General features: G+C 58.1%; 9 protein-coding genes. 4 read left to right on the top strand and 5 right to left on the bottom strand.

The window, feature by feature from the left end; genetic code table 11:
* Positions 1-198 precede the first annotated feature (198 nt).
* The gene (locus AC2D8P_RS14905; RefSeq protein WP_484703595.1) at positions 199-1,008 is read left to right on the top strand and encodes a GNAT family N-acetyltransferase; all 810 of its coding nucleotides are present in this window, start codon (positions 199-201) and stop codon (positions 1,006-1,008) included.
* A gap of 112 nt (positions 1,009-1,120) precedes the next feature.
* On the opposite strand, the gene tkt is transcribed toward AC2D8P_RS14905, so the two are convergent.
* The gene (gene tkt, locus AC2D8P_RS14900) at positions 1,121-3,136 is read right to left on the bottom strand and encodes a transketolase (RefSeq protein ID WP_484703594.1); all 2,016 of its coding nucleotides are present in this window, start codon (positions 3,134-3,136) and stop codon (positions 1,121-1,123) included.
* 189 nt (positions 3,137-3,325) lie between these two features.
* On the opposite strand from tkt, the gene AC2D8P_RS14895 reads away from it, so the two are divergent.
* Both AC2D8P_RS14895 and AC2D8P_RS14890 read left to right on the top strand, forming a co-directional pair.
* Positions 3,326-3,787: a hypothetical protein gene (locus AC2D8P_RS14895; RefSeq protein WP_484703593.1), complete on the top strand. Its 462-nt coding sequence runs from the start codon at positions 3,326-3,328 to the stop codon at positions 3,785-3,787.
* On the top strand, positions 3,787-4,179 hold the full coding sequence (locus AC2D8P_RS14890) for a cell division protein ZapA (RefSeq protein ID WP_484703592.1): 393 nt from the start codon (positions 3,787-3,789) through the stop codon (positions 4,177-4,179). The genes AC2D8P_RS14895 and AC2D8P_RS14890 overlap by 1 nt, the downstream gene beginning before the upstream one ends.
* Before the next feature lie 127 nt (positions 4,180-4,306).
* Here AC2D8P_RS14890 and grxD read toward each other — a convergent pair whose 3' ends face one another.
* The 4 genes from grxD to AC2D8P_RS14870 all read right to left on the bottom strand — a co-directional run bounded on the left by grxD (position 4,307) and on the right by AC2D8P_RS14870 (position 8,608).
* Positions 4,307-4,669 carry a Grx4 family monothiol glutaredoxin gene (grxD, locus tag AC2D8P_RS14885; protein WP_484703591.1) on the bottom strand — a complete coding sequence of 121 codons (363 nt, stop codon included), beginning with the start codon at positions 4,667-4,669 and terminating at the stop codon, positions 4,307-4,309.
* A gap of 36 nt (positions 4,670-4,705) precedes the next feature.
* A complete protein-coding gene (locus AC2D8P_RS14880; RefSeq protein WP_484703590.1) occupies positions 4,706-4,942 on the bottom strand; it encodes a BolA/IbaG family iron-sulfur metabolism protein in 237 nt (78 codons plus the stop codon).
* Between the two features lie 239 nt (positions 4,943-5,181).
* A complete protein-coding gene (gene purL, locus AC2D8P_RS14875; protein ID WP_484703596.1) occupies positions 5,182-7,341 on the bottom strand; it encodes a phosphoribosylformylglycinamidine synthase subunit PurL in 2,160 nt (719 codons plus the stop codon).
* 364 nt (positions 7,342-7,705) lie between these two features.
* Positions 7,706-8,608 carry a LysR family transcriptional regulator gene (locus tag AC2D8P_RS14870; RefSeq protein ID WP_484703589.1) on the bottom strand — a complete coding sequence of 301 codons (903 nt, stop codon included), beginning with the start codon at positions 8,606-8,608 and terminating at the stop codon, positions 7,706-7,708.
* 156 nt (positions 8,609-8,764) lie between these two features.
* On the opposite strand from AC2D8P_RS14870, the gene AC2D8P_RS14865 reads away from it, so the two are divergent.
* Positions 8,765-12,184, top strand: a complete 3,420-nt coding sequence (locus tag AC2D8P_RS14865; RefSeq protein WP_484703588.1) for an indolepyruvate ferredoxin oxidoreductase family protein — start codon at positions 8,765-8,767, stop codon at positions 12,182-12,184.
* The last annotated feature ends 1 nt before the right edge of the window (position 12,185 follow it).

The following is a 12,185-nucleotide window of genomic DNA, read 5'->3' as shown; positions in this document are numbered from 1 at the left end:
TCCGGAAGTTAGCCAAGATCTTTCCTGCACCGCAGAAACCGCGAACAGCCTGACAAGAAAGGCATGCGGCCATTCTTTCTGGCGACACATTCTGCACTCGCGACACGTTGTTTTTCAACAGAATCAGCCCGAAGCAGTCGTTAGTCTAAGTCTTTTCATGTGGCTTGAATTGAATGATACTGACATATGGAGGGGGCAATGTTTGAAGCTGGGCTAAATCGAAGCGGATATCACATGCGACCCGTCTTGATGGCTGATGCCAACGCAATTGCCACAAAGTTATTTTTGGATATCGACGTCGCAAAAACCCTCATGCACGACGCATCAACGCCCGCCAAGGCTCAAGAATGCGCGGATAGCTGGTGCAATTTTTTTGCTCTGGATTCAGATGATGAAGACCACTGTGAACCCGGCTTAGGCCTGTGGGCAATCTGTGAACCAGACTCAATGGGGTCAGCTGGAGAATTGGTTGGGGTCAGAGGCTTATTTGTTGATCCAGCGTTGCCACCAAATACGGCAGAGGGCTTTGCGGCCATAACAAAGAGCCATTGGGGGCGAGGCTTATCATCAGAATCGTCAGTGATTTTACTCCGATATGCGTTCGAAGAGTTGAAGCTTGATGCCATCTACACAAACATTTGGCCTTTATTGAATCCGGCAAGCGAGGCCGTCCAACGAAAAGTTGGTTACGAGTATGTTGGTCGCACCACTGTACTTGAAAGCTTTGGAGCCGAACGGATTGAGGATGTGTTGCGACTTGAGCTACGTAGACTTTCGAACTCATCTGGCGAAGAGAGGTCTCAGATATTCAAAGAGGTTGGAATCAAGCTTGGTCAACTGTCGGCAGAAGATAACAATACTATAGGTGGCATCTTCGAAAGAGTGAAAGAAGTCTTGCTCGACGAGAGTGAGCGTCGTGTTGTTTTTGCCCACATGGAAAAGGGTTATGACAATCCCGGCTGGGCAACATATCGCCTCGCACGGGAAACTTGGCTTGCCAATCAATAAAGTTGACTGACCAATGGCGGCTCTTTCCGCATAGTGGTCATCGAACCCCTAAAAACATAAGCATGAAAAAGCCGCCCGAATGGGGCGGCTTTCCTGTTTCTGACCTTCTACCTTACAGCAGAGATTTGACCTTCTCAGCCACGGCTTCGGCGGTGATGCCGAAGTGCTTAAACAGCGTGCCAGCGGGCGCGGAGGCGCCGAAGCTCGACATGCCGACGAAGCCTGCCTTGTTTGATTTGCCACGCTCGCCGGTTAGCCAGCGATCCCAGCCTTGTTGGACGCCTGCCTCGACCGCGACACGGACCGGGCCGCCGGGCAGGACGCGTTTGCGGTAAGCCTCGTCCTGCTGGGCGAAGAGTTCCATACAGGGCATGGAGACGACGCGGGTGCCGATGCCCTCTGCCTGCAGGATATCGCGGGCTTTGAGCGCGACCTCAACCTCTGACCCGGTGGCGATGATGATCGCCTGACGTTTGCCCTCTGCATCGGCCAGAACATAGGCACCCTGTTCGGTCAGGTTCTTGTTTTTATGCTCGGTCCGCACGGTGGGCAGGCCCTGACGGCTGAGCGCCAGCACTGAAGGCGTGATTTTGGAGGTGAGCGCAATTTCCCATGCCTCCGCCGTTTCCACTGTGTCAGCAGGGCGGATGACCATGGTGTTGGGTGTCGCGCGGCTGATGGCCAGATGCTCGACCGGCTGGTGGGTGGGGCCGTCCTCTCCCAACCCGATGGAATCGTGGGTCATCACGAACACGGTCGGGATTTTCATCAACGCGGCCAGACGCAACGATGGGCGGGCGTAATCGGTAAAGCACATGAAGGTGCCGCCATAGGGGCGCACGCCGCCATGCAGCGCCATACCGTTCATCGCCGCCGCCATGCCATGTTCGCGGATGCCGTAATAGATGTAACGACCCTTGCGGTTTTCCGGCAGGAAGACGCCCAGATCGTTGGTCTTGGTGTTGTTGGACCCGGTTAGATCGGCAGAGCCGCCAACGGTTTCCTGCATGATCGGGTTGACGACCTGCAGCACCATTTCGGATGACTTGCGGGTCGCGGCCTTTGGTTGGGTCTCTGATACTTCGCGTTTCAGCTTCTTGATGGTGGCCGACAAACGTTTGGGGGCCTCCAGCGCGTAGGCGCGGTTGAATTCGGCCTGTTTGTTGGTTGACAGGGCGGCAAAGCGGGCTTCCCACTCTACACGATCAGCACCGCCACGGGCACCGATGTCTTCCCACCAGGATTTGACCTCTGCCGGGATTTCAAAAGCCGGGTAATCCCAGCCGTAGCCGGCCTTGGTGTCTGCGATCAACTGCGGATCGGTCAACGCGCCGTGGCCTTTGGATGTGTCCTGGGCAGAGGAACCAATTGCGATATGGGTTTTGCAGGCAACAAGAGCCGGCTTGCCGGTTTTCTTGGCCTCAGTGATGGCGCGGTCGATGTCTTCGGGATCATGGCCGTCGCATTCATGGGTGGACCAGCCTGAGGCCGCAAAGCGTTTGATCTGGTTGGTGCGGTCGGAGATGTCCACGGTGCCGTCGATGGTGATGCCGTTGTCATCCCACAAAACGATCAGCTTCGATAGTTCGTGGCGTCCGGCAAGGCCGATCGCCTCTTGGCTGACGCCCTCCATCAAACAGCCATCGCCGGCGATGACATAGGTGTGGTGATCGACAGCTTTTTTGCCGAAACGGGCGCGTTGGATTTCCTCGGCCATGGCGAAACCAACGGCATTGGAAATGCCCTGACCCAGGGGGCCAGTGGTGGTTTCGATGCCGGAGGCCAGGAAGTTTTCCGGGTGGCCTGCGGTTTTGGCGCCCAGTTGGCGGAAGTTCTTGATCTCTTCCAGCGTGATCTCTGGGTTGCCGGTGAGATAGAGGAGCGAATAGATCAGCATCGACCCGTGACCAGCAGACAGGATGAACCGGTCGCGGTCTGGCCAGTTTGGGTTGGCTGCGTCAAATTTCAGGTGATTGCCAAAGAGAACCGTCGCCACATCGGCCATGCCCATCGGCATGCCGGAATGGCCGGAATTCGCGGCTGCGACCGCATCAAGGGCAAGGGTGCGGATCGCGGTGGCGCGCATCCAGTGCTGGGGGTGTTTTTCGCGAAGGGCGGGAATATCCACGGATTTGTCCTCTGGCATTGCTCGGTTTCAAGGCCTCTTTAGCAGCGATTGGCCGAAGATCAAGCAAGCTGGCCGGAAAGGGGGCGAAATCAGTGCGGGCTTTGGGTAAGATTGGGGGAATATCGACCATCGCGATTCGCATCCGACAGGTCAGTGGGTACAGAGCTAAGAGTACGGCGGGACAGGGCAATGACAGATTTATCAGAATTGGAACGGCGGATCACCTATGCGTTAGAACGCATTTCAAAGGCCGCGGATCAGGGCGGGGGCAACAGCGTGGCCTTGTCCGAGCTGAAGGATCAACTGACCGAAGAGCAATTGGAATCTGAACGTCTGCGCGACCGGATCGAAGATCTGAAAGACAGCCACGGGGCGGCGTTGGAAGCGCTGGAGAAAAAGCTGGATAAGGTACGCGCCCAGGTCGCGCGGCAGGAACATGATCTGGCCAAGCTGCGTGGTGTGAATGCGCAACTGCGCGAAAACAATGCGAAATTGCGGGAGGCCAACGCGGCAGGTCTGGCTGACGCCGGATTGATCAATTCCGGTGTGGGGACCGAGTTGGATGCCTTGCGCACGGTGCAAGCTGCGGACCGGGCGGAGTTGGATGCGGTGCTGGAAGAGTTGCGCCCGATGGTAGAGGAGAGCGCCTGATGCCTGAGGTAACGATCACGATTGCCAGCCGAGATTTTGTGGTTGCCTGCCAGGATGGGGAGGAGCCCTATCTGAAAACAGCGGCCAAGATGTTGGACAACGAAGCAAAGATCATGATGGAGCAGGTCGGACGCCTGCCAGAGGGTCGGATGCTGTTGATGGCTGGCCTGATGCTGGCGGATCGCACTGTTGGGCTGGAAGACAGCCAGCGGGAGTTGAAAGACCGCGTTGCGAGTTTGGAACAGGAATTGGAGGAGCTGAAATCCACCCCCGCGCCGGAACCTGAGCGGGTGGAGGTTGCGGTGATTCCCGACAGTGTGACCGATACGCTGGCCGAGATTGCGGCCCGGGCTGAGGCCTTGGCGGACAGTCTGGAAGAGCGCGTCGGGTAGCGCGAGCAGGGGATTTCTACCCCCGGCAGCCCCGAGAGTGTTTATGGCAAAATGAAGCTGTAGGGGATTGTAAACAAAGAAAAACCCGCCGGAATGGCGGGTTTCTTTTTAGAGCAGTCCGGGCCGTTTAGGCGTTGGCCTCTCGGATTTTATCGGCAGCCTCTTTGTTATAGGCCACGTCGTTTTCATCAAACATCTGGTCCAACTCGCCAGACAGGGTCATTTCGGTGATGATGTCGCAGCCGCCGACAAACTCGCCTTTGACATAAAGCTGCGGGATGGTGGGCCAGTCGGAATAATCCTTGATACCCTGCCGAATGCCCTCGTCCGCCAGAACGTTAACATCGGTGAAATCCACGCCCATGAAGTTCAGAACGCCAGCCACACGGGAGGAAAACCCGCATTGGGGCATTTCCTTGGTGCCTTTCATATAGAGCACCACATCGTTGGCTTTGACAGTTTCGTCAATTTGGGTTTTCGCGTCGGTCATTTTGGTTTTCCTAAAGATGTCAGGACCTTGTCCTGGTTATTCGGGGGCCTTCGTGGTCAGGGCCAGAGCATGTAATTCACCAGCGGGCCCGTCCATTTTGCCCTTGAGCGCGGCATAGACGGCGCGTTGTTGCTGGACACGGTTCATACCGCGGAAGGATTCATCAACGACCATGGCAGACATATGCACGCCGTCATCACCGGCCACCATAATCTCGGCGTCAGGGAAAGCGTCGCGCAGCAGCTCTTCGAGGTCATGGGCATGCATCGGCATGGGCGGGTGTCCTTTGTCGTTTGGTTAAAAGTATGTCTGCATTGGGGTTGGCGCAAGGGGGGAGCGGTGCGGTCATTTGGCATAGTCGGCAGTTTTTTGGAAAACGGTGTTAACGAGCTTATTTTCCGGGGTTTGTTCGGTCTGCCGAGCGGCGGTATAGCGTCGGTTTTGCGACGGTGTGATTTGGCCCAAATTAGTGATAAACAGCCCGCGCGCGGTGTTAACGCGCGGGCATCAAATCAGGCGACGGCCTGAGCAAAGGCACCGCGATAGAGATTTGCGAGCTCTGCCAGAGAGCTGTTGCTGCCGCCGATGGTCACGGCCTCGCCACCAAACCGGCCGATGCTGGTTAGGGTAACGCCAGCCCCCGCCGCGTGGGTCATCAGGGCCTCTGCCTGGTCAAAGTTGCAGGCGATCAGATAGCGGGCCTGATCTTCGCCAAAGAGAGTGGGCGTGTCGTTGGTGTCGAGCGTGACGCCAACCTGGGACCCTTCGGCCAGTTCGAACGCGGCGAGCGCGATGCCACCATCAGAGACATCCGTGCAGGCGGTGATCAGGTCGCGGTTGGCGCGGATGAAATCGCCATTGGCCTTTTCTGCCGCCAAATCCACGGTTGGAGCGTCGCCCTCTTCCCGGTGGAAAACCTCTGCCAGAATGGCTGACTGGCCCAGATGGCCACGGGTTTCGCCCAGAACCAGCAAAACGTGGCCCTCGCGGACCTCATTACCGATGATATGATCTGGATGATCGATCAGGCCAACCGCGCCAATGGTCGGGGTGGGCAGGATCGCGGTGCCATCGGTTTCATTGTAGAGCGAGACGTTGCCCGACACGATCGGCATATCAAGTGCGGCCACAGCTTCGCCAATGCCTTTGATCGCGCCAACAAACTGGCCCATAATCTCGGGCTTTTCAGGGTTGCCGAAATTCATATTGTCGGTGGTGGCCAGCGGGCGGGCACCCACGGCGGTCAGGTTGCGGTAGGCCTCTGCCACCGCCTGCTTGCCGCCCTCGACCGGGTTGGCACGCACGTAGCGCGGAGTCACGTCAGAAGTGAAGGCCAGCGATTTGTCGGTGCCGTGCACGCGGATAATGCCAGAGCCGATACCCGGCGTGCGGGCGCTGTCGGCCATGACCATGGTGTCATATTGTTCATAGACCCATTGTTTGGCCGCGTAGTTGGGGGAGGAGATGAGCGCACGTAGTCCGTCGATCGGATCAACATTCGGCACGTCGCCCAGTGGTTCAGCCGCCGGGGTTTCTACCCAAGGACGGTCATATTCGGGGGCGGAGGAGGAAAGTTTCGACAGCGGCAGGTCTGCCTTGACCTCGCCATTATGCATGATGAGGAAGCGGTCCTCGTCAATGGTTTCTCCAACGATGGCGAAATCGAGGTCCCATTTCTCGAACACCGCTTTGGCTTTAGCCTCCAGTTCCGGTTTCAGAACCATCAGCATGCGTTCCTGAGATTCCGACAACATCATCTCATAGGCAGTCATGTTGCGTTCGCGCTGGGGAACATCCTCGAGATTCAGTTTGACGCCAAGGCCACCCTTATCTCCCATTTCTACGGCAGAGCAGGTCAGACCCGCGGCGCCCATGTCCTGGATCGAAATCACCGCGCCGGTTTGCATCAGCTCCAGCGTCGCCTCCATCAGGCGTTTTTCTGTGAAGGGGTCGCCGACCTGAACGGTGGGGCGTTTTTCCTCGATCGTGTCGTCAAATTCGGCCGAGGCCATGGTCGCGCCGCCAACGCCGTCGCGCCCGGTTTTGGCACCAAGGTAAACCACAGGCATGCCGATGCCAGAGGCGGCGGAGTAGAAAATTTTGTCGCTGTCCGCCAGGCCAGCGGCGAAGGCGTTGACCAGACAGTTGCCGTTATAGGCGGGATGGAAGCGCACCTCGCCGCCCGCGCAAGGCACGCCGAAGCAGTTGCCGTAGCCGCCGATGCCCTCGACCACGCCATTGACCAGCTGTTTGGTCTTGTGATGGCTGGGGGAGCCGAAGGACAGAGAGTTCATCGACGCGATCGGGCGGGCGCCCATTGTGAAGACATCGCGCAGGATGCCGCCCACACCGGTTGCGGCGCCCTGATAGGGTTCGATATAGGACGGGTGGTTGTGGCTTTCCATCTTGAACACCACAGCCTGACCATCGCCAATATCGACAACGCCTGCGTTTTCGCCGGGGCCGCAGATAACTTGCGGGCCGGTGGTGGGTAGGGTGCGGAGCCATTTTTTCGAAGACTTATAGGAACAATGTTCGTTCCACATAGCCGAAAAGATGCCAAGTTCCGTGTAGGTGGGTTCCCGGTTCAGGATCTTGATGACCTCTGCATATTCATCCGGTGTGAAGCCGTGGGCGGCGATCAGGTCTTCGGTGATGGCAGGCTCTTGCATGAAACGGATTCCCCCGGGTGACATAGTTGGCGTCTCTTTAGTCGAAGCGCGCGCGAGGGGGAAGGGCCGAGGTGCCGCAGATATTCGGTTTTCGAGCGGTGCGTCTGCGGCAGAAGTCATTTTTGTCACCTCTGCTGCCGATCAGCGGTTTTGATTGCCTCCGGTGGGAGTATCTTTGCCATAAAAGCAGCGGGACGAAAAAAAAGGCCGAGCACTAAGCTCGGCCGAAGTCCAACAGGGAGGTAGAAGGAAATGAGAATTCTCAATCACTGCCTTCTGAAGTTGAAGGTAGAATTTGGCGCTTGACATTTCAAGAAAAAAACTGTTGCCGCGACGCAAAGCCGCTATGCGCGTGACGCATAGGTCACGCTTTGTTGGCCTTTTGGTTTTTGCGGTACTGAATGATTTCTTCCTGCACGAAATCTCGGAACGCGGCGATGCGGCGGGATTGACGCAATTCCGACGGGTAGGCCAGATAGACTGGTACCTCGTTTGAATGGGTGTCAGGAAGCACTTCGATCAGATCCTCGAAATCCTCGGTCACGTAGTCGGGCAGGACGCCGATCCCCAGATCATGGGTCACGCCCTGCAAAATGGCGTAGTAATTGTTTACAGTCATCGTCGAGGTGACGCCTTGGGCCAGCAGCTCTTTGACAAACGCAGCGCCCGCGTAAACCTGCGCGGAATTGGGGCGCTGACACAGCAGGCGATGGTTGGCGATATCGGCCAATGTTTGGGGGGTGCCGTGTTTTTCCAGATAGGAGCGGGAGGCGTAGAGTTTCATCTGCACCGACATCAGCCGTTTGCGGATCAGATCGGCCTGACTGGGCTCTTTCATGCGAATTGCCACATCCGCTTCGCGCATGGGCAGGTCGAGCACCCGCTCCTCCAGCATTAGGTCGACTTTGATGTCGGGATATTGTTCGTAGAAATGGCCCAAGCGCGGGGCCAGCCATAGCAGGCCAAAGCCAAAGGTTGTGGTGACGCGCAGTTCGCCAAAGACCTCTTCTTCGGAATCGCGGATGCGGGCCTCTGCGGCCTCTAGCCGTTGATCCATGGCAGAGGTCGCCTCGAACAGCAATTCGCCCTGTTCAGTGAGAATCAGGCCGCGGGCATGGCGGTGAAACAGCGTCGCATTCAAGCTCTCTTCAAGGGCGCGAATTTGGCGGCTGACCGCGGATTGTGACAGGTGAAGTGTGTCACCGGCGTGAGTCAGACTGCCTGCATCTGCCACGGCGTGAAATATTCTGAGCTTATCCCAATCCATTTTTTACACTTCCTGCCATTCGCGCTGGTCATCCTTTACAGGAATTGCGCGCGGTTGTGCACCGTTCAAATCATCTCAAATGACATGATTTTTCCTTTGTAGGTCATTATTTATGACCTATTATTGTGTTATCATTCCCGCGTCAGGAGGTATGTGATGACATTGCACAATGTAAGCCTGAATGACCGATTTGATCTAAAAAAATCGCCGGTGTTGCTGAACGGAACCCAGGCGCTGGTGCGGTTTATGCTGATGCAAAAGGCGCGCGACCGGGCGGCAGGGTTGAACACGGCGGGCTATGTGACCGGATATCGGGGATCGCCCTTGGGGGCGGTTGATATCCAGATGGGCCGGGCGGAGAAACTGCTGGCCGAGGCGGATATCCGCTTTCAGGCCGGGTTGAACGAGGATTTGGCGGCGACAGCCCTGTGGGGATCGCAGCAGGCGGAATTGCGTGGTGAGGGCCGGTTCGATGGTGTCTTCGGCCTGTGGTACGGCAAGGGGCCGGGCGTGGATCGATCGGGCGATGTGATGCGCCATGCCAATATGGCCGGGACCAGCCCCTATGGCGGCGTGGTCATGGCAATGGGTGATGACCATACCGGGGAAAGTTCGACCGTCTGTCATCAATCGGACTGGGCGCTGGTCGATGCCTATATGCCTGTGCTGTCGCCCGCCGGCGTGCAGGAAATACTGGATTACGGGCTGTATGGCTTTGCCCTGTCACGCTTTGCCGGGGTTTGGGCCGGGCTGAAGGTGATGAAAGACACGATCGAGGTCACGTCCATCGTGGATGGGCGCGCGGACCGGATGGAATTCGTGACGCCTGATTTTGACATGCCGCCGGACGGGTTGAACATTCGCCTTGCCGATCATTGGATCCCGCAAGAGGCGCGGATGATTGATCATAAGCGTTTCGCGGCAGAGGCGTTTTCGCGCGCCAATCGCATGGACAAGCGGGTCTGGGGGAAGCCGGGGGCCAAGGTCGGCTTTGTCGCGGCTGGAAAGAACTGGCTGGATCTGACCCATGCGCTGTCCCTGCTGGGCGTGGATGCCGAGGAGGCAGGGCGGTTGGGCCTGACCACCTATAAAGTAGCGCAGACCTTCCCGCTGGATATGACCTCTTTCCACGAATGGGCCGAGGGGCTGGAGCTGATCGTGGTTATCGAGGAAAAGCGCAAACTGATCGAGGTGCAGATCAAGGAGGCGATCTTTGATGACCGGCGTGGGCGGCGGGTCTATGGCTGGTATAAGGGCGGTGCCGGCGGCATGCATCGCGAGGAACTGTTCCCCACGCGCATGGCGTTGGACCCGGTTTTGATTGCTGAAAAAATCGGCACGATCCTGATCGAGGAGGGACGCGGCACCGAAGGCGTCAAGGCCGGAATGGCCCGAATTGCGGAGGCACAGAGGGCCGATAATGCCGAGGATTACGCGGCGCGGTTGCCCTATTTCTGCGCGGGGTGTCCGCACAATACCTCGACCAAGTTGCCAGACGGATCACGCGCTTATGCCGGGATTGGGTGTCACATCATGGCCACCTGGATGGACCGGGAAACCGTTGGATACACCCATATGGGTGGCGAGGGCGCGAACTGGATCGGGGAGGCGCCGTTTTCGACCACACAGCATGTCTTCCAGAACCTCGGCGACGGAACCTATAACCATTCCGGCCTTTTGGCGATCCGGGCAGCGGTCGCGGCAGAGGTCAATATCACCTACAAAATCCTCTTTAACGATGCGGTGGCGATGACCGGCGGGCAAGCCAATGAGGGCGGGCTGACGGCGGACAAAATCGTGCGCGAACTATGGGCTGCAGGGGTCGGGCATCTATGCGTGGTTTATGACGAAAAGGAAGAAATTGATTTCAAAACCTTCCCGAAGGCCACGATCTTTCACCCCCGATCAGAATTGATGGCCATTCAGGAGGAGTTTCGGGAATTCAAGGGTGTATCAGCCATTGTTTATGTACAAACCTGCGCGGCAGAAAAGCGGCGGCGCCGAAAGCGCGGGGAGTTTCCCGACCCTGACAAGCGGGTCTTTATCGACACGGATGTGTGCGAGGGCTGCGGCGATTGTGGGGTGCAATCGAACTGTGTCGCGGTGGTGCCGGTGGAGACAGAGCTGGGCCGCAAGCGCGCGATTGACCAATCGGCGTGCAACAAGGATTTTTCCTGCCTGAACGGGTTCTGCCCGTCTTTTGTGACTGTCGAGGGCGGGGCGCTGCGCAAGGGTGCAGTGGTGGAGTTTGACGTGCCTGCATTGCCCGCGCCCAAGCTTCCCGTGATCCAGGGCACCCATAACATGGTGATCACAGGCGTCGGCGGGTCGGGCGTGGTGACCATCGGTGCGATCCTGGCCCAGGCGGCGCAGCTGGATGGCAAGGGCGCCGGTGTGATGGAGATGGCGGGCCTCGCACAAAAAGGCGGGGCGGTGCACATCCATTGTCGTCTGGCAGAGCGGCCCGATGATATCAGCGCCATTCGTGTGGCGACGGGGGAGGCCCATGCGGTGATTGGCGGTGATTTGGTCACCACGGCGGGGTCGAAAACCATCGGGCTGATGCGTGCGGGCCAGACCCGCGCGGTGGTCAACAGCCATGAAATCATCACTGGTGAGTTCACCCGCAATACAGAGTTTCGCATCCCGACCGACCGGCTGCGTCTGGCGTTGGAGGCGCGTCTGGGGGGCGGATTGCAGGTGTTCGATGCCACAGAGATCGCCACGAGTTTGCTGGGCGATTCCATCTTTGCCAACATGCTGATGCTGGGGGCGGCCTGGCAGCGCGGGTTAGTGCCCTTGTCTGACGCGGCGATCCTGCGGGCAATCGAAATGAATGGCGCGGCCGTCGAGGGTAATAAGCGCGCCTTTGCGCTGGGGCGCTGGGCCGGGCAAGATGCGGCGGCGGTGATGGCGATGTTGCCTGCTAAAGTGGTGGCAAAGCCAAAGACGCTGGACGAACAGATCGCATTTCGTGCCGATCATCTGGTGACGTATCAATCGCGGCGCTTGGCGAAGAAGTACCGCAGGCTGGTGGATGGCATCACAGATGAAGCGATGCGCGGGGCAGTGGCGAAATCATACCACAAGCTGTTGGCCTACAAGGATGAATATGAGGTTGCGCGGCTGTTGATGGACACCGAGGCCAAGGTGCGGGAGGTGTTTGAGGGGGACATTACCCTGAAACACCATCTGGCCCCGCCGATACTGGGGGGCACCGGGCCGGACGGTCGCCCGAAGAAACGCGCCTTTGGCCCCTGGGTGCGGCGGCTCTTCCCCTTGATGGCCGCGATGCGCCGCCTGCGGGGCACGCCGCTGGATGTCTTCGGCTATCAGGCCGAGCGGAAGGAGGAACGCCGCCTGATCCGGCAATATGAGTTGGATGTGAAGACGTTTCTGCTGTCCTCGAATGCGGATCATCACGATCTGCTGATGGAATTGGCAGGGCTGCCGCAGTCAATCCGGGGCTTCGGCTCAGTCAAACGTGCAAATATTGATCGGGTAGAAGCCAGGCGCGCCGAAATCTTGCAAATGTTGCGAGAGGGACGGCACGCGCCTGTTTTGGCAGCGGAATAGA

The sequence above is a fragment of the Roseovarius sp. YIN77 genome (genome assembly GCF_057219155.1).
The sequence above is the reverse complement of the archived record's forward strand: the minus strand, read 5'-3'. Positions and strand labels throughout refer to the sequence as shown.

Excerpts from the sequence above, each read along its gene's own strand:
- AC2D8P_RS14905 (WP_484703595.1), top strand. The coding sequence starts at position 199 with ATGTTTGAAGCTGGGCTAAATCGAAGCGGATATCACATGCGACCCGTC.
- AC2D8P_RS14895 (WP_484703593.1), top strand. The coding sequence starts at position 3,326 with ATGACAGATTTATCAGAATTGGAACGGCGGATCACCTATGCGTTAGAA.
- AC2D8P_RS14890 (WP_484703592.1), top strand. The coding sequence starts at position 3,787 with ATGCCTGAGGTAACGATCACGATTGCCAGCCGAGATTTTGTGGTTGCC.
- grxD (WP_484703591.1), bottom strand. The coding sequence starts at position 4,669 with ATGACCGACGCGAAAACCCAAATTGACGAAACTGTCAAAGCCAACGAT.
- AC2D8P_RS14880 (WP_484703590.1), bottom strand. The coding sequence starts at position 4,942 with ATGCCGATGCATGCCCATGACCTCGAAGAGCTGCTGCGCGACGCTTTC.
- purL (WP_484703596.1), bottom strand. The coding sequence starts at position 7,341 with ATGCAAGAGCCTGCCATCACCGAAGACCTGATCGCCGCCCACGGCTTC.
- AC2D8P_RS14870 (WP_484703589.1), bottom strand. The coding sequence starts at position 8,608 with ATGGATTGGGATAAGCTCAGAATATTTCACGCCGTGGCAGATGCAGGC.
- AC2D8P_RS14865 (WP_484703588.1), top strand. The coding sequence starts at position 8,765 with ATGACATTGCACAATGTAAGCCTGAATGACCGATTTGATCTAAAAAAA.